General features: G+C 48.2%; 29 protein-coding genes. 1 reads left to right on the forward strand and 28 read right to left on the reverse strand.

The genetic code is table 11. The features are described 5' to 3' along the window. Positions 1-156: 156 nt before the first annotated feature. The 28 genes from Q0688_RS08505 to Q0688_RS08640 form a co-directional block, all read right to left on the reverse strand. Positions 157-384 carry a hypothetical protein gene (locus tag Q0688_RS08505; RefSeq protein WP_299074926.1) on the reverse strand — a complete coding sequence of 76 codons (228 nt, stop codon included), beginning with the start codon at positions 382-384 and terminating at the stop codon, positions 157-159. Further along, on the reverse strand, positions 381-575 hold the full coding sequence (locus Q0688_RS08510) for a hypothetical protein (protein ID WP_299074927.1): 195 nt from the start codon (positions 573-575) through the stop codon (positions 381-383). Before Q0688_RS08510 ends, Q0688_RS08505 begins: the two co-directional genes overlap by 4 nt. After that, complete coding sequence (locus Q0688_RS08515; RefSeq protein WP_299074928.1) at positions 572-1,132, reverse strand: hypothetical protein; 561 nt, start codon at positions 1,130-1,132, stop codon at positions 572-574. Before Q0688_RS08515 ends, Q0688_RS08510 begins: the two co-directional genes overlap by 4 nt. Then, positions 1,129-1,551 carry a peptide chain release factor-like protein gene (locus tag Q0688_RS08520; protein ID WP_299074929.1) on the reverse strand — a complete coding sequence of 141 codons (423 nt, stop codon included), beginning with the start codon at positions 1,549-1,551 and terminating at the stop codon, positions 1,129-1,131. The genes Q0688_RS08515 and Q0688_RS08520 overlap by 4 nt, the downstream gene beginning before the upstream one ends. Further along, on the reverse strand, positions 1,548-2,096 hold the full coding sequence (locus Q0688_RS08525) for an AP2 domain-containing protein (RefSeq protein WP_299074930.1): 549 nt from the start codon (positions 2,094-2,096) through the stop codon (positions 1,548-1,550). The genes Q0688_RS08520 and Q0688_RS08525 overlap by 4 nt, the downstream gene beginning before the upstream one ends. A gap of 158 nt (positions 2,097-2,254) precedes the next feature. Continuing rightward, a complete protein-coding gene (locus tag Q0688_RS08530) occupies positions 2,255-2,638 on the reverse strand; it encodes a hypothetical protein (protein WP_299074931.1) in 384 nt (127 codons plus the stop codon). Between the two features lie 187 nt (positions 2,639-2,825). Further along, positions 2,826-3,419, reverse strand: a complete 594-nt coding sequence (locus Q0688_RS08535; protein ID WP_299074932.1) for a recombination protein NinG — start codon at positions 3,417-3,419, stop codon at positions 2,826-2,828. Continuing rightward, complete coding sequence (locus tag Q0688_RS08540; protein WP_299074933.1) at positions 3,416-3,622, reverse strand: hypothetical protein; 207 nt, start codon at positions 3,620-3,622, stop codon at positions 3,416-3,418. Before Q0688_RS08540 ends, Q0688_RS08535 begins: the two co-directional genes overlap by 4 nt. Then, positions 3,622-3,819, reverse strand: a complete 198-nt coding sequence (locus Q0688_RS08545; protein WP_299074934.1) for a hypothetical protein — start codon at positions 3,817-3,819, stop codon at positions 3,622-3,624. Before Q0688_RS08545 ends, Q0688_RS08540 begins: the two co-directional genes overlap by 1 nt. Beyond that, positions 3,816-4,052: a hypothetical protein gene (locus tag Q0688_RS08550; protein WP_299074935.1), complete on the reverse strand. Its 237-nt coding sequence runs from the start codon at positions 4,050-4,052 to the stop codon at positions 3,816-3,818. Before Q0688_RS08550 ends, Q0688_RS08545 begins: the two co-directional genes overlap by 4 nt. Then, on the reverse strand, positions 4,049-4,498 hold the full coding sequence (locus Q0688_RS08555) for a DUF1367 family protein (RefSeq protein WP_299074936.1): 450 nt from the start codon (positions 4,496-4,498) through the stop codon (positions 4,049-4,051). Before Q0688_RS08555 ends, Q0688_RS08550 begins: the two co-directional genes overlap by 4 nt. A gap of 11 nt (positions 4,499-4,509) precedes the next feature. Next, the gene (locus Q0688_RS08560) at positions 4,510-4,746 is read right to left on the reverse strand and encodes a hypothetical protein (protein ID WP_299074937.1); all 237 of its coding nucleotides are present in this window, start codon (positions 4,744-4,746) and stop codon (positions 4,510-4,512) included. Continuing rightward, positions 4,743-5,075 (reverse strand): hypothetical protein, encoded by a 333-nt coding sequence (locus tag Q0688_RS08565; protein ID WP_299074938.1) that lies wholly within the window; start codon positions 5,073-5,075, stop codon positions 4,743-4,745. The genes Q0688_RS08560 and Q0688_RS08565 overlap by 4 nt, the downstream gene beginning before the upstream one ends. Next, the gene (locus Q0688_RS08570; RefSeq protein WP_299074939.1) at positions 5,072-5,287 is read right to left on the reverse strand and encodes a helix-turn-helix transcriptional regulator; all 216 of its coding nucleotides are present in this window, start codon (positions 5,285-5,287) and stop codon (positions 5,072-5,074) included. The genes Q0688_RS08565 and Q0688_RS08570 overlap by 4 nt, the downstream gene beginning before the upstream one ends. Further along, positions 5,284-5,631, reverse strand: coding sequence for a nucleoside triphosphate pyrophosphohydrolase family protein (locus Q0688_RS08575; RefSeq protein ID WP_299074940.1), 348 nt, complete (start codon positions 5,629-5,631; stop codon positions 5,284-5,286). The genes Q0688_RS08570 and Q0688_RS08575 overlap by 4 nt, the downstream gene beginning before the upstream one ends. Further along, positions 5,628-5,861: a hypothetical protein gene (locus Q0688_RS08580; protein WP_299074941.1), complete on the reverse strand. Its 234-nt coding sequence runs from the start codon at positions 5,859-5,861 to the stop codon at positions 5,628-5,630. The genes Q0688_RS08575 and Q0688_RS08580 overlap by 4 nt, the downstream gene beginning before the upstream one ends. A gap of 20 nt (positions 5,862-5,881) precedes the next feature. Continuing rightward, positions 5,882-7,201: a replicative DNA helicase gene (locus Q0688_RS08585; RefSeq protein ID WP_299074942.1), complete on the reverse strand. Its 1,320-nt coding sequence runs from the start codon at positions 7,199-7,201 to the stop codon at positions 5,882-5,884. Further along, positions 7,198-8,049 carry a hypothetical protein gene (locus Q0688_RS08590; RefSeq protein ID WP_299074943.1) on the reverse strand — a complete coding sequence of 284 codons (852 nt, stop codon included), beginning with the start codon at positions 8,047-8,049 and terminating at the stop codon, positions 7,198-7,200. The genes Q0688_RS08585 and Q0688_RS08590 overlap by 4 nt, the downstream gene beginning before the upstream one ends. Next, on the reverse strand, positions 8,046-8,231 hold the full coding sequence (locus Q0688_RS08595) for a hypothetical protein (protein ID WP_299074944.1): 186 nt from the start codon (positions 8,229-8,231) through the stop codon (positions 8,046-8,048). Before Q0688_RS08595 ends, Q0688_RS08590 begins: the two co-directional genes overlap by 4 nt. An 84-nt stretch (positions 8,232-8,315) precedes the next feature. Next, positions 8,316-8,603: a hypothetical protein gene (locus Q0688_RS08600; RefSeq protein WP_299074945.1), complete on the reverse strand. Its 288-nt coding sequence runs from the start codon at positions 8,601-8,603 to the stop codon at positions 8,316-8,318. A gap of 37 nt (positions 8,604-8,640) precedes the next feature. After that, on the reverse strand, positions 8,641-8,820 hold the full coding sequence (locus tag Q0688_RS08605; protein ID WP_299074946.1) for a hypothetical protein: 180 nt from the start codon (positions 8,818-8,820) through the stop codon (positions 8,641-8,643). 166 nt (positions 8,821-8,986) lie between these two features. Beyond that, positions 8,987-9,379 carry a hypothetical protein gene (locus Q0688_RS08610; RefSeq protein ID WP_299074947.1) on the reverse strand — a complete coding sequence of 131 codons (393 nt, stop codon included), beginning with the start codon at positions 9,377-9,379 and terminating at the stop codon, positions 8,987-8,989. Then, the gene (locus Q0688_RS08615) at positions 9,376-9,678 is read right to left on the reverse strand and encodes a hypothetical protein (RefSeq protein ID WP_299074948.1); all 303 of its coding nucleotides are present in this window, start codon (positions 9,676-9,678) and stop codon (positions 9,376-9,378) included. Before Q0688_RS08615 ends, Q0688_RS08610 begins: the two co-directional genes overlap by 4 nt. Positions 9,679-9,889: 211 nt before the next feature. After that, positions 9,890-10,138 (reverse strand): hypothetical protein, encoded by a 249-nt coding sequence (locus Q0688_RS08620; protein ID WP_299074949.1) that lies wholly within the window; start codon positions 10,136-10,138, stop codon positions 9,890-9,892. Beyond that, a complete protein-coding gene (locus Q0688_RS08625; RefSeq protein WP_299074950.1) occupies positions 10,135-11,112 on the reverse strand; it encodes a DNA methyltransferase in 978 nt (325 codons plus the stop codon). Before Q0688_RS08625 ends, Q0688_RS08620 begins: the two co-directional genes overlap by 4 nt. A 5-nt stretch (positions 11,113-11,117) precedes the next feature. Continuing rightward, a complete protein-coding gene (locus Q0688_RS08630) occupies positions 11,118-12,497 on the reverse strand; it encodes a DEAD/DEAH box helicase (protein ID WP_299074951.1) in 1,380 nt (459 codons plus the stop codon). Between the two features lie 38 nt (positions 12,498-12,535). Beyond that, on the reverse strand, positions 12,536-12,736 hold the full coding sequence (locus Q0688_RS08635; RefSeq protein ID WP_299074952.1) for a hypothetical protein: 201 nt from the start codon (positions 12,734-12,736) through the stop codon (positions 12,536-12,538). Next, positions 12,733-12,975, reverse strand: coding sequence for a hypothetical protein (locus Q0688_RS08640; RefSeq protein ID WP_299074953.1), 243 nt, complete (start codon positions 12,973-12,975; stop codon positions 12,733-12,735). The genes Q0688_RS08635 and Q0688_RS08640 overlap by 4 nt, the downstream gene beginning before the upstream one ends. Positions 12,976-13,082: 107 nt before the next feature. Here Q0688_RS08640 and Q0688_RS08645 point away from each other — a divergent pair, with 107 nt between their 5' ends. After that, positions 13,083-13,727: a S24 family peptidase gene (locus Q0688_RS08645; protein WP_299074954.1), complete on the forward strand. Its 645-nt coding sequence runs from the start codon at positions 13,083-13,085 to the stop codon at positions 13,725-13,727. The last annotated feature ends 204 nt before the right edge of the window (positions 13,728-13,931 follow it).

Raw genomic sequence — 13,931 nt, forward strand, 5'->3', positions numbered from 1 at the left:
ACGTCAATCATTCCAAAAGTGTTTACACCAAACACCAGTCCGGCATCGTTCATAACGCATTTGCAGCCCTCGCCAGTATCAGGGCAAAGCATTTGATTACATCCATCACAGAACGTTGCGCCGCTCATAGCTTTACCTCAAAGTAATCATCCGCAATCAAAACGGCACAACCCGCGCATACTCCCCGAGCCGGTTGATAAAACAATCTGGACACATATCAATCTCAATCCGCTGACCGCTCCCGATGACACAACCACGCGAACCATCGGCACCAGCACTGATAAAGCTATCGGCCTTGTCTGAGTGCTCTACTCGGTTGCACACATCGCACTGAATGGTGTCTAGGGTGTCTTGGCGTATTAGTTCGTGAGAGTAGGTCTTCAAGCTTCGTTATCCTCGCTGCCAACAGGGCGCCCACTCAGAGCGCTAAGCAGCTCCATGAAATACTTGTAACACTCGCTATCGTGGTCGTCGCGATTTTCGCATTGGCTGAATAATCCAGCCGCACAGTTGGTGCATATCTCAGAGTTATCTGTATTCATTTGGCGGGTTAGTTCGCTTGAGTAGGTTTTCACATCAAACCCCGCCAAGGCTTTCTCATAACAATAGCCTGCCTGTACTTCTCATCACCGACCTGCCAGTTGATACGAACCCAGTCAGAGCCATCCACGCGCCATGCAATAGGCTGGTCATCGTTCAAATCATCCTCGAACATAATCACATCACCGTCTGACCATGAGAATTCTGTGAACTCGGTCTTGCTCATCAGGTGCACGGGTATGTGTTTTCTTATGAAATGCTGCATTTCTTTGTTTATGCAGGTTCGCAGGGATAGTTGAAACCAACGGTCGTAATGCGGCCTGCTTGGCCATTCGAATACGTCCAGTTCGTCGCGCTGGTTAAACTTGCCAATCTCAAAATAATCATTGTAAATGGGATTGAAGCAGGTTTCGGCATCGACGATTTTATAGGGTATCCCGCCCAACGTATCGGCCTGCTTGTAAACATCAGGCGAAATGTCGGCCAGCTTTCTCGCCTCACCTCGGCCAATCAATATCATATCCGGCAGCTTTTGCGCTCTCGGTATTTTAGAAAGAGCATCCTGTATTTCTTCAAGTGTTAGCGTGCTCATGCTGCGTTATCCCCCAACAACTCCGACGCGCCCATAACCTCACGCCTTGCATCGACCATTGGCGATATATTCGCATTGCCGACTATCTCGCGATAAGGCATTTTTAAGCCGGAAGCCTTGTCGTGGACCTCGTTCCTGACGCCGTGATAGTTGCGTATCGTCTCGCTGGTTGTCCTGCGCTCAGTTACCGCTGCGTCTTTCGATACAAGTAACTTTGCCAGTCGCTCAAACGCTACTCGCTGGTTCGTGGTTCGTTCGCGTGACTCTGTGCCTTGCGCTCTTAGTCCTGTGGCAATGTGGGTTATTCGGCAGCAGGCTTGCACTTTATTACGCTTTTGGCCCCCGGCACCTTGGCCTGAATACCAATCGACGTGGAAATCTTTTTTTGTATAACTATGAATGAGTTCTCGTTCTTTCATTTTGCTTTATCGCCTGTGGCTGACGCTTGAAAAAGACCTAAATCTTTATTTGTGACGCCATGCTCACCATGATAAATTTTTACAGCCTGATCATAGAGCTTCGCTGCCTCTACAGCATCTTTACTCCTGCCAAGACTCTTGGTTTTACCGTTGACGGTTATTCTTGCCCTATATAAGCTCTTCTTGGGTTCGTATGTAACGCCTTTAAACGGTATTTTTGCGTTCCTATTCAACCCTCGATTCATCGCTTGCTGACTTGAGGTAGCCCAGCGACAATTGTCTTTCTCATAATTCCCTGAGCCGTCTATTCTGTCCAACGTATGTGTGTCAGACGGCGGCATTCCCATGTCTTTATAAAACTCCGCAAAATCACTCCATCTAGGGTCGTAAGAAATGCCCTTTGCGCCATGCGTTGGGTATGAATCGCATTTTGAATTATCGCAACGGGTCTTCATGTTATGCCAGCAATAATAAATGCGCGTTTTTACCTTCCCGTGGCGATATGGGTATTTATTTGATTCTGGGCTAAAATCTAACTCGGTCATAACTATCTCCTTAGTTGTGGCTAGGCAGTATTCCGGCGGGCCGTCAAACTTGCCGGATACTGCCACCCAATTCTAACAGAAACGCACCCAAAACCCTTGATTTATAGGCACTTTAGCGATTCGCCGCGCCGATTAGAGCGCGTAAGAGTGAGCGGTGTTCACAGGTGCTTGTCCTGTTCGTCAACTCGATAAATTATCGTGTCATGGTCAGCCATTTCTATTTCCACATTCAATCCAAGCGGTTCTAGCACCGAACGAATCTCTGCTACATCATTAAGAGCGTTGTCGTAGTTCTCTTTTGATGTGTTGTCGCCAGTGTTGTGTCTAATAAAGATTTCTTCACCGTCTTGAGTGGCATACAGCCATCCCATGTCAGCGTCTTTTAGTGTTTCCGCCAGCTCCACGCCGTTGATAGTGATTGTGTTCATGGTTCTTGCTTTTTGCTTAATGCTCGAATCGGCTTCTTTATCATATCTTCTAACATCACCATCGCCTGAATTAAATGATATGCGTCCAATAAACCCATGTCCTTGTGGCTCCACGAATCCAGCGACCTTGTGTAAATTGACAGCGTTCCTCTAAATTGAAACTGCTGACCTTCATTTCGGTTATCAGTTGCGCAAATACGAATGACTGATCGTGATGTAATGCCGCACTCCCAGTGACATGTGCATGAATTATCTGGACAGGCTATTACACGCCAAACATGTCTAGGTGTTCTGATAACAGTCACTTGCAACTACTCCTTATCAATCGTTGGTAATGCGCCCGAATCTCAATTAAATCGTCGCATGTGTAGTGTTTTGCTTCGTGCGGGCCTTCGAGCCATTCGACCTTTTCAATGCCGATGCGTTTTATCAATCCTTCTCGATAGCCTTTGATATTGCCAGACTTGGATGTATTGCACTGTTGGCATTGCAGATGACAATTCAAAGGCTCGAATCTTAATTCTGGCGCTGACCCTATTGAGCGATAGTGTCCTGCATGAGCCTGTCCGTAGGTGATTCCGCAGCTAATACATTCGCCACTGGTATCTGACAATCGAACCCACCTGTTAAACACTTGCTGCGTGAGCTTTGTCTGATGCGGTTTATCCTTGGCGCGGAAATCCCGTTTCATCCGAATCCGCTCGGCTTTCGCTTTGTTGAGCGACGCTCGCTCTTCCCGTTGCTCTTTGGCTTTTTTCTTCGCCAACTTCTCAAGCGACAACTGATACCCACAAGCATCAGAACACCAGCTCTGAAAGCTATTAAACGGCTGAAACCACTGGCCGCAGTCTTTGACCTTGCACTTGCGGCGTCTTGGTTTGGGTTGTGCGGTCATATCAAACCCATTTCCTGACTAACTCGGCCCATTTCAGCATTAATCATGAACCCGTTAATCTGCGACATGTGCTCAACACCAATCACAACGCCTGTAATTGGCCTGAATTTGAACCCATCAGAGTCATCCGTTATCTCGCCAAATGAGCCATATTCAGTATCAACGCTCCAGCCTGATTGGGTTTCGTTGAATTCTATTTCCATCACCGCACCTCAACCCAATGATCATTCACAAAGTCTATGATTTTGCGCTCTGTGGATTTCCTGTAATCAGCCGACGAATCGCGCACAAGCCGAGCAATAGTATTTACGTGCAATCCCGTTTCTTTAGCGATCTGCTCTTGAGTGTATCGGCCTTGCAACGAGCGTATAGCTTTTTGTGCTCTGGATTCGTGCGTCATCGTGCTACCACCGAGCCGTTAGATACCGGCTCTCGCAGCTCAGCCTCTTGTCTGTCCAATTCCGCCTTAGTGCGCCCGTAGAGCTTTATTTCGCCGCGAACACCTGCTACTGGTGGTAACACCCTGCTCAACAGGCTATCCACGCTTACAGGCCCGTTACTGGCCGGTTTTGATATATGCCCGTCATAAACGTTTTTGGCTGCGTCCTGCATTCGAGTTCGATAAACTTTCATGAGAAACCTAAAATCTGGTTAACAACAGAATCCAAATCATCCGCGCTGTCATACCCATCCACACTGCGTAGCGCCAAATCAATCAAATCACTGTATATCTGCTCTATCAACTCTTGTGAACATTCTTTGTAGCTGATGGATTGCGCCTCTAATCGCAGCTCACCACGCCCAGTAACGTCAGTATGATAGTGCCCCGCACGAATGACCTGCTCTTTTCTAAACCGCTCAAACGATTGCTGGATTGTCTCGCCGTTGTGCTCTACCTGAGCGCGTGGCATTTGCTCGTACATCAAATTCAACAGCGCGAATGCCTTGCGGTGAAATTTACCGTTGCGTAGCTGCGTCAATGTGCACCCGAACGCTTTCCCAAGTTTCAGGCTTTGCATGGTCTCTATGTCAGCTTGGGTAGCTGGCAGAAATGACCCGTTCGCGGATTTGATAAGCATTAAGTCCATGCTCATGCCACACCCTCACTCAATCTCAAGCAAAATCGCTGCAACCGATGCACACCCATACCCTGCTTGTCCGCACCCCGCAAACGCCAGCGAAACGAAATCAAGCTGTAGTCGATCCAATGACCGCCGATGACATATACAGCTCGGGTATCAGCGCCTGTTGTGACGAATGAAAGATTACTGGACTCAAGAGTATGAGCGATGCTGTCTGTTTCTGCGTATCCACTTATTCTGCTCATAGCGCCACCATCACGATCACAAGCAATGCCAAAATAAATCCAGCTATTACGGCAAAGACTCGACCTATGCTTCGGTCATCGTGCCGATTGAGCTCGTGCAGCTCTTTGCCGCCTAGACTTAAAACCTGTTTTCGATAAACTCGCAGTCGATTGATGATTGTGTTTCGCTTTACGTGCAACTTTCCGTAATGCGGCGACTCTGTATTCAGGTCATCAGCCAAGCGTGAAAAGAATCTTTCAATCTCGAACAGATTCGACAGGTCTATATCGTTGCCGTGTTTGGCGATATGAATACAGTCGTCGATGATTTTCAATTTATCTATGCTCATACCTCACCTCGCACCATAAAAACCTCACCCATAAACTCAACCGGTACATGTGATTCAAGCCAGTTGCACACTTTCTGCTCTACCTCATGCCTGACAAATTCACCGGATAGAATTCGATGCACTGTGGGCTGTGATACGCCTGCATGAAACGCGATTTGTGTTTGTGTTAAGCCTCTGCGTTGGGCTGTGTGGATTAGGGATTGGGTTTTCATCGCTCATCCCCTCGCGCAATAGCTTCAGCATCCGTGTACGTGCTTTTGTACCGCTTGCTCAGTTTGACGATATTCATGTCAATTACCTGCTGCCGACTAATACCGAGCGCGTTTCTCAGCGCGGCAAGATAAAACTCACAATCTCCCATTTCCTCAATCAGTTTTTGCTCATCCAGCGGCTTGTTGTTGAAGGCATGCTTTTTGACTAAATCCAAACACTCGCCAGATTCTCCAGATAAACCAACGGCGGCGTGAAGTAGATCGACCTTTTTACTGGTTATCTCGCTAACGATAGTCTCAGCGGGTTTGAGTTTTTCGGCTACGAAATCTGCGTATGTGTTCATGCAACGTCTCCGTACAATTTTTGTTTAGCGTGAAGCTCATCGGGTGAGCCGAATTGATTGATTCGTTCTGCGTCTCGCTCCGTCTGTCGCTTGTCTTTTTCAGCAATGACGTAACGGCGAAGTTCTGCGCGAGCCTCTGAGCCGTGTTTTTTCTCCCAGCGTGAAAACCAGGATTCCATCTGCGCCGATGTCTCACACACGCGCATGACATGGCGAGCTAGGCATTGCATTTTGTATTCTTCGGATGTGTTCATAGCTCGTTGAATGACCTCCGTTTAGCCTTGCCAGCCAGCTCTGGAACCGGTGCGTTACGCTGTGTAATCGTTTGTCGTGACCCGTCAAAATCCAGATACACAGAACCCGTCGGTCCTTGTCGTTGTTTTCGGATGATGAATTCCTGAATGCCCGCCCTGGGTGAATCTTCGTTGTACTTCTCATCCAGGTAGCAGAACGCAATGATGTCAGCGTCCTGCTCAATGGTTCCGCTATCACGCAAGTCGCTCGGGATGGGTCGCTTGTCCGGTCGCTGTTCACAACCTCGTGACAACTGAGCGATAGCGATAACCGGACAGTCAATCTCTTTTGCCAGACCTTTCAAACCTGCCGAGACTTCCGATACTTCGTGAATGCGATTTTCTTTGACCCCAGACACCAGCGTCAGGTAATCGACAATAATCAAATCACATCCGGTTTTTCTGGCCTGTGCTTTGGCTCTTGAACGAAGCTGTGCAATTGAGATATTCGAGCGGTCATCCACATAAAGCTCTCGGCGTTCGTGTTGCTTCTGCGCATCGCTCAACGCCTCACCGTCTGATTTGCTCACCTGTGCGTTTTTAATCCGGTCAAAGTCGATTTGGCTGAACATCGACACAGAGCGCATGGCTAATTGCTTGATTGCCATTTCACAGCTGAACACTTGAACGATGTTGTTTTGCGCAACGTGATGAGCTATCGCCATCGCTGTAGCTGTTTTTCCATGTGACGGACGACCACCGACAACAATCAAGTCGCCTTTTTGCAATCCACCGGTCATTGCATCAATGCGTGAAAACCCAGTCGATAATCCTGTCAGTTTTGCGCCAGATTTCGACGCTGTTGCCATTTCAAAGATGAATTCTTTGCTCGCTGCTGCGATATGACGGAAACCTACCGACGCAGCTTTGTCGGAAAGCGGCGTTAAGCAGGCTGTAGCGCTCTCTACAAGCTCTTCAGCGCTCGACCCTTCCTGGGCTATTGATTTTATTTTTGAAGCCGCCTCAGCGAGCTTATGGCGCATCCATGTAGTTTTGACGATATCGATGTAAACATCGGTGTTTGATTCGGCTGGTGCAAAATCCGCAAGAGCGCTCAACGTCTCAATGGCTCGATTAACTTTCGGCTCTGCTGCGGCACCGATGGTTATCAAGTCTGGCGTGTGTCCAGCTGTTCTCACCGCATACGCTGCGATAAACAAATTCCGGCATTGTTCGTTCAGGAAATGCTCAGGCAGAAGATTGTCCATTACCGCGTCTTGAGTTGGTCCGCCGATAGCAACGCCACCGATGCATGCCTGTTCAGCTTCGAGGGTCATGCTGATTCCTCCGACAACGCCTGGACTTCCTCGAATGCTGATGCGAAGTTGTCAGGGTGCAGAAAGTAATCCAACCCGCCTTTGAATTTTCGCTTGCCAGTGCCGCTCAGGTAATCAAGCTCAGCAACGCCGGAAAAAAACCATTCCCAGGTTCTGATGTTCTGGAATTTCGGTCTCTCCCGCTCAATCGATTTGATGGAATTTATCCGCTTCCAGTTCATCGGTTGTGGAAGCTCGGCGGTAACCAGTGCGGGTAGGTTTTCGTTGAACACTTCCGCGACTTGGTTTAGTCGGTCGTAATCTGTTTTTTCTTTGCCTTTCGGTGAGTCGGAATCTGTTTTCTGTTTTTGTTTATCTGCCGTTACTTTTTCTGGCTCTGCCGTTACGTCCGTAACGCTCTTTCCCTCTTTCTCTGTATCTGTATCTGTATCTAGCCGCGTTACGGGTCCGTTACGTAACGCGTTACTATTCCGTTTAGGCAATTCCTTGGCTACTTTTTTCTGCTCTTTTCGCTCTCTAAAACGTGCTTGTCTGGCCGCTCCAGTCTTGTCTTTGTCCGACCTTCTTTGCCGCTTTTCCCAGGCAGAAGGATTGCATAATTCATCTATCAGACCAGCATCCATGAGACGTGCTCGAACATCCTTGAATGTCACCACATCAAGGCCGAGTTTTTTAGCTATTAGGCGGTCCCTGTAGTCCTCAGATTTGTACTCTTTATCGAGCACGCCTTTGCCTTTCATCGCCATCATTGCGACAAAATGCCAGCGGTCCTCAAAAGCCAGCATTGCAACTTCTTCGTCATCAATGATTTCGGTATACAGCCGGAACCACGGTAAGTGCTCGCTCATACACCCAACTCCCGAGCAATCTGGCGCACAGCACAGCTATATTCGTGGTGGTTCAAATCGTCAGATAATTGGGATTTCCTGGCTTCATAAAGTGCTAAACGCTGCTCATATGTCAGGACTGGTTTAATGGGTGGTTGCCGTTCTCGGCCATTTGCTATACTGTCTGCATCTACTACATTCATATCGCTATCTCGTTTCTGTAATGGGTTTCGGGTTAGTGAGTAAGATAGGTCGGGCTGTTAGCGCAGCTCGGCCTTTTTTGTGGGTCACTCTTCTTCGTCTGGGCCGCAGTAATCCAGCGGATTGTGACCAGAAATAGTTCCATGACCCATGATCTCTTCAAACTTGGCAATGAAATCCTGGTCTTCTGTTTTCACGGTGAAGTGAGAGCGCTCAATCTCCACAACAACTTCTGAGTGCTTTCCGCAAACCTCGCCGAAATAAACCTCACTGCCTATGAGCGATTCGATATCACTGGCTTCGGCGATAAATAGGCCGTCAAGGTTGTAGCCTCGGCCAACATCCCAGTTAAATTCGTATATTGCTTTTGACATAGTTATCTCTCAATTGCGCCGATATCCGGCAGGTTGGTTAATCTTCAAACTTTGCTTTAAACAACCAATAGGGAATCGTCAAATCAACACGATCACCGACGACAGACATGCGCTCAATCTGTGAGCGCGGCAGGAACACGGTTTTGCCCAGGTGCTCCACCTTCACACTGTTGTCGCGTGTCTCGATATGCTTGGCCTTGAATGTTTCTGTGCTCATTGCTTTTCCGGCATTGGTTGAATCGGTATCAAGTGCTCGCACACGCCATTAACAGGCTTGAAGTGCGAGAACACCTGTCTGTCATGTGGTAAATCCACCCAGCGCTTACACACGTCTCGTTTGCCGCATGTTGCGTTGGTGCAGCGGGATATGTCGGCTGCGAGTCTCATGCGATTTCAGCCTGAACCTCACGCTGCTGATACCACGCATCGACTTTTGCTTGTAGGGTGTCTCTGTGGGTTTTTAGCGCGGCTTTGCGAAACTGCGTCGTGTATGGGTATTCATCGGTAAAAACAGGGCTGTATATGCACCCGCCAAACGCCCAACGCACATGTCTGTCTGCGGTTGAGCGATACATTGCACTTCTGAATTTTCCAGCTATGCCCTTTCTATGAAAATAATCACCAAGCCAGCATCTATATGTACCGCATAAACTTACAAAACAACTTACTTTCAACCACTCAGGATCAACATCCGGCATATGCGCAAGCTGGTCGTCACAGTTGGCTATCTGGCGTAGTAGGGTTTCGGGTTTTGGGAATGATTCGATTTGTTTCATGCTGCTTGCTCCGCATCAAAAAGTTGAGGTCTAGCGCCGCCACGTAAACGACGCCTAACCGCTACGTCATGCTCTCGAATAGTCGGAAAATTGCCACCGTTGTTCAGCGCGTAGACGGCTATGCGCTCGGCTTTGTCAGAAGCTCGAAGCTGCTTTGTTACTGATTTGTGCTTGAGCTGTTTTCGTGAGTGATTGAGTCTTCGGCGCATATTTGCCGCATACTGGGCATCACTGATCATTTGGTTGTCGTCCCAATCAATGCTGTATTTGTTTGGATCGCGTGTTTGTCTGCGTTTCATCCTGCTTTCCTCTGTTGCTCAATATCCGCCTCAACCTCACTAACAAATCGAATTGGTATCATCGGATAATGGTCAGTGCTCATCCGTTTCGGGCATCTAATCCCGGCATCAGAGCTGTAGTCTGCGTATTGGGATTGGGTGGTTTCGACGCCTAGATATCTGCAACATCAGTTTTTGACCCTGCACGGATGGGTCGGACGACATAGGGTTTTCATGAGGCTTTACTCTCACGACGAATTACCGCAAAACAACTAAATGCCTTACAGTCGCTGTTAAACATATGCAGCAACGGGCCTGAAAACGTCACACTGTCTTTGCGGTTTGCTCTGGCGCATAGGTGGCTACGTGGACAGTCTTTGCCCGTGCAAGCTGACTGGTGCCGGTAGATTTTACTTCTTGGCTTGAGGTTGTTTCGACGCTGGGTCGATGGTGCGTTGTTTGTGTGTTGGGGTTGGGTCATGCCGCATCCCTCGGGAATAGATCAAGCTGGTCCTCATCTGCCACGCCATATGCGCAGACGTTTTTCAGATTGCTAACAGCAAGATCAAAGTAGCTCTCTTTCAATTCAACGCCTATAAATCGACGACCAAGCTGGAGCGAAACATAACCCTCAGAACCAATTCCCATGAACGGCGACCACACAACATCACCCTCATTCGTCCATAGCTGCAAACAGCGCTCAATTACATCTAACTGGAGAGGGCAGATATGCCTTTCATCATCTTGGTCACGACCATTACGCCAACCGTTCAACGTGTTTGACTGATTGATGTCATGCCATATTGGTGATGCGTATCGCTGCCACACATCAATGCTGGTGCCCTCGCCCAATTCGTAATACAGCCGTCCGTCATCTCTTGTTAGCTGCACAAACGACTCGGCTGGCTCGTCACCCACATAATGCGTGAACTCACCTTCAATAGGCCCTGTGTTCTCTCCGGGCTTCCTGAATGTGACTATGGTGTCGGGTATTCCCATTCTGGACATGGCCGAGTCCTTTTTGATTTGCTTATGCAGCAAGCCAAGTGCTTTAGTTCTTTGCATGGCAACGACAGGGTTCTTCCAGATACACACTTCTGAGTGAAAAATGAACCCAGCCGCCTGATATTCTCGGATTATGTCGCCGCGAAAATCACTGATGCCGATAAACCCATCACGCACTTTTGAGGTAGGCAGGTTCATGCAATGCACTGATAAATTGCGCCCCGGCTTCATGGCCCGAAACTGCTCTTTAATCAGGAACCGATAGTGATTCCAAAAGTCATCATCATTGCGAGCGTTACCCATGTCTCGCTCGGAGTTTGAGTAAACGTAAAGACTCTTGAACGGCGGCGAGAAAATTGAATAATCTATTGAGTTATCCGGCAATGCCTGGGCAAGCTCTATGGTATCGGCGTGGTAGGCGCTGTAACGATCTGTGTGGACTTGATTCAAGATACTCATAGCAGTGGGAACTCGGGTCGTTGCGATGCTTGGTAGGCGGTATGCTCGTAGATAGCAGGGTTTATATGAGATTTGAATATCTCGGACGCCCTATTGCGCATCTGTGTTGATAGCGCGTTATTGTCGTCATCCTTGCGCTTTATGTTGTCAATGACCATGCCTTCATTGGCGTGGCTGACAACGTGAATATGAACCTCTTGCGTCTGGCCGAATCGCCACACTCTGCGTATGGCTTGATAATACTGTTCCCATGAATCGGATAGACCGGTAAAGACCATCTGACTACAGCTTTGAAAGTTCATGCCGAACCCTGCAAGCTTTGGCTTGGTGACTAAAGCCCTAATACTCCCATCCTGGAAACAGAGCAGTGATTTTTCTTTATGCACAGGTTTGTCAGAGCCCTTGACTTCAACCGCATCGTTTATCAATTCGGTGAGTAGCGCGGATTCATCATTTAGGTTGCACCAGATAATTACCTGACCTTCCATTGCGTTAGCGATAGCGGCGGCTTTCTCACATCGATCCTTCAATGACCCTTTGCGTATCTGCCCGCGAATCAGCAAGCCAGCAGACTGCATTTCTTTATCTGATAGCGTTAACTCTCCAACAACATGCTCATGATGGACAACAGGCGGCAGGTTGTACGCATCGCCATTGAAACCTATATCAGCAGGGTTTTTCAATATGACCGACCACGATGCCATCCACTCGAAAAACCGCTCTTTCGCATGGCCTTTTAGCCGCCACTTGGAAGTCTTGGCAGAGTCGTGAGTAAAGTACATCGCCAGCATTTCCATCTGCTTCATAACGCCTAAAAATTCACACTGCGTACCGATTTCCATAAAATCATTCGGCGCAGGCGTTGCAGTGCATGACAGCCGATAAGGCAGGTCAACAGCGAACGATTGAATCTGTGCGCGTACTTTGCCGTTTAGCCCTTTGATGATGCTGGACTCGTCAAGAACGATGCCCGAAAATAACGCGGGGTCGAAATTCTGCAACTGCTCATAGTTGGTGATAACCAATCCAGCCGGGTCTACGTCGCTCGGGTCGGCCTTGGATATGGCAATGCCGAACTTTTCACCCTCGCGAATGGTTTGCGCAGACACGGCCAATGGCGCCAATAACAATACACAACCGCCTGCCTGGTCGTGTACGCCTTTAGCCCAGTGAATCTGCATGGCAGACTTGCCAAGCCCTGTATCGGCAAATATGGCCGCTCTGCCACGCTGTAAAGCCCAGTTAACTATGGGTATCTGAAAGTCAAACAGTGCGCCGGTATCAATCAGCGGTTTCAACCCAGAGCTTTCATGTATCGGCTCTCTGGTTTTGAGATAGTCAGCATAATTGCCTATCTCGGTTCTGGTACTATTCATATTGCCCGTGTCCTATTGATTATCGGGTTGAGTGGCAGTCAGCTCGCGGAATCGGGCTGGCTGTTTTTTACAAGCGAGATAAGAACGGCACACATGCCGCCTAGATATTCGCTACGTTGGAAAATAATGTCGTCGATAGTGCCCAGCGACATATCGTCTGTAATGCCATCGGTAAGCGTGTGAAGGTGTTCTGGCATTAGATCGCGGGCTTTGGCCTTGTACTGAATAGCGGCGCTCATGCAGCCTTACCCCGCATCCGACGAACAACCTTGATGTGTGTTTCCGCCTGCCGCATCAATTCCGGCCTTATCGAACCAAACGACAAAATACCGCCACTTGCCACTATCAAAAAGGCTATGGTTTTCGCTCCCGCTGAACGCGCCGTTTCTGTGTCACTTATTAGTGAAGACAAGTAGCTTTCAGGGATATCCGCCTCTTGGCAGAAGACTTTTCGACCGTCTTTTGTGAGGCCGTCCACATAGGTTTTGAGGTCCATTAGTCTAATTTAGCAATTGCTACAGCGAATAGCAATAGAAAATGCTAAATTATTGCAAACGCTAAATTGCTATCGTCTAGGACATGGATATGTCGCAAATCAGAATCAAAAATATTGAGCTGCTCGAAGGGCGCTATGACCAAAAACAGGACTTTGCTCACACCATAGGGGTGACACCAAGCTATGTCGCTCAACTAAAAAGGAATGGTCGGCCTATTACAGAAAAGACAGCTCGAAAAATTGAAGCGCTGTTAGGCTTGCCTAAATACTGGATGGACGAGCTGCATTCTTTAGTTGAAGATGTAACGTTAGCGAATGACGATGAAGATGTATTCATAGTACCGTATCAGGTTAATAAGGCCGTTGAAACGGAACAAAGTAAAGATATGGCTGAGACTGTAAAATCCTCTTGGTTAAGCGAAAAAGGATACAAGCAACAAGACTTATTAACCGTTAACTACCGGTTAAGCAACATGGAAAGGATTTATTTCCCTGGGGACAAACTCATCGTCCATACCGCTCCTGTATCCGAGTTCGAGAACAATAAAATTTACGTATTTGTTGACGAGCATCAAGAGCCTGTTTTGTGGAGGGTTTATAACAGGCGCGGCGGCGCGTTGCTTTTATCTAGCGAAAATAGCTCTGAATATCCAGACGAGATAATTGCCGCCAAAGATATCCCGACTTTGGAGGTTTTGGGCGTTGTCGTGCGACTAATCCGCGACGAGGCATAGGCTAGGTTTTCCTGCCCGCATTACCCCGCTGTAGCATTTTCTAAATTTATTTAGCATTTGCTATTGCCTTGTGGTTTAGCATTTGCTACAGTTTACTCCACAGTCTGAAAACGACACAGGAGTAACACATGTCCCACGCCCAAATCGAAAACCACCAAGTCCTAGACATTTCCACGAACTACATCCCGCGCACTGTCCTGACGC

Origin of the sequence: uncultured Paraglaciecola sp., assembly GCF_937123705.1 — a bacterium.
In the GTDB taxonomy this organism is placed as follows: Bacteria; Pseudomonadota; Gammaproteobacteria; order Enterobacterales; family Alteromonadaceae; genus Paraglaciecola.

Bases quoted from the DNA above. Each gene is read 5' to 3' on its own strand.
- Q0688_RS08515 (WP_299074928.1), bottom strand. From the start codon at position 1,132: ATGAGCACGCTAACACTTGAAGAAATACAGGATGCTCTTTCTAAAATA.
- Q0688_RS08520 (WP_299074929.1), bottom strand. From the start codon at position 1,551: ATGAAAGAACGAGAACTCATTCATAGTTATACAAAAAAAGATTTCCAC.
- Q0688_RS08525 (WP_299074930.1), bottom strand. From the start codon at position 2,096: ATGACCGAGTTAGATTTTAGCCCAGAATCAAATAAATACCCATATCGC.
- Q0688_RS08535 (WP_299074932.1), bottom strand. From the start codon at position 3,419: ATGACCGCACAACCCAAACCAAGACGCCGCAAGTGCAAGGTCAAAGAC.
- Q0688_RS08540 (WP_299074933.1), bottom strand. From the start codon at position 3,622: ATGGAAATAGAATTCAACGAAACCCAATCAGGCTGGAGCGTTGATACT.
- Q0688_RS08545 (WP_299074934.1), bottom strand. From the start codon at position 3,819: ATGACGCACGAATCCAGAGCACAAAAAGCTATACGCTCGTTGCAAGGC.
- Q0688_RS08550 (WP_299074935.1), bottom strand. From the start codon at position 4,052: ATGAAAGTTTATCGAACTCGAATGCAGGACGCAGCCAAAAACGTTTAT.
- Q0688_RS08555 (WP_299074936.1), bottom strand. From the start codon at position 4,498: ATGCTTATCAAATCCGCGAACGGGTCATTTCTGCCAGCTACCCAAGCT.
- Q0688_RS08560 (WP_299074937.1), bottom strand. From the start codon at position 4,746: ATGAGCAGAATAAGTGGATACGCAGAAACAGACAGCATCGCTCATACT.
- Q0688_RS08565 (WP_299074938.1), bottom strand. From the start codon at position 5,075: ATGAGCATAGATAAATTGAAAATCATCGACGACTGTATTCATATCGCC.
- Q0688_RS08570 (WP_299074939.1), bottom strand. From the start codon at position 5,287: ATGAAAACCCAATCCCTAATCCACACAGCCCAACGCAGAGGCTTAACA.
- Q0688_RS08575 (WP_299074940.1), bottom strand. From the start codon at position 5,631: ATGAACACATACGCAGATTTCGTAGCCGAAAAACTCAAACCCGCTGAG.
- Q0688_RS08580 (WP_299074941.1), bottom strand. From the start codon at position 5,861: ATGCAATGCCTAGCTCGCCATGTCATGCGCGTGTGTGAGACATCGGCG.
- Q0688_RS08585 (WP_299074942.1), bottom strand. From the start codon at position 7,201: ATGACCCTCGAAGCTGAACAGGCATGCATCGGTGGCGTTGCTATCGGC.
- Q0688_RS08590 (WP_299074943.1), bottom strand. From the start codon at position 8,049: ATGAGCGAGCACTTACCGTGGTTCCGGCTGTATACCGAAATCATTGAT.
- Q0688_RS08595 (WP_299074944.1), bottom strand. From the start codon at position 8,231: ATGAATGTAGTAGATGCAGACAGTATAGCAAATGGCCGAGAACGGCAA.
- Q0688_RS08600 (WP_299074945.1), bottom strand. From the start codon at position 8,603: ATGTCAAAAGCAATATACGAATTTAACTGGGATGTTGGCCGAGGCTAC.
- Q0688_RS08605 (WP_299074946.1), bottom strand. From the start codon at position 8,820: ATGAGCACAGAAACATTCAAGGCCAAGCATATCGAGACACGCGACAAC.
- Q0688_RS08610 (WP_299074947.1), bottom strand. From the start codon at position 9,379: ATGAAACAAATCGAATCATTCCCAAAACCCGAAACCCTACTACGCCAG.
- Q0688_RS08615 (WP_299074948.1), bottom strand. From the start codon at position 9,678: ATGAAACGCAGACAAACACGCGATCCAAACAAATACAGCATTGATTGG.
- Q0688_RS08620 (WP_299074949.1), bottom strand. From the start codon at position 10,138: ATGACCCAACCCCAACACACAAACAACGCACCATCGACCCAGCGTCGA.
- Q0688_RS08630 (WP_299074951.1), bottom strand. From the start codon at position 12,497: ATGAATAGTACCAGAACCGAGATAGGCAATTATGCTGACTATCTCAAA.
- Q0688_RS08635 (WP_299074952.1), bottom strand. From the start codon at position 12,736: ATGAGCGCCGCTATTCAGTACAAGGCCAAAGCCCGCGATCTAATGCCA.
- Q0688_RS08645 (WP_299074954.1), top strand. From the start codon at position 13,083: ATGTCGCAAATCAGAATCAAAAATATTGAGCTGCTCGAAGGGCGCTAT.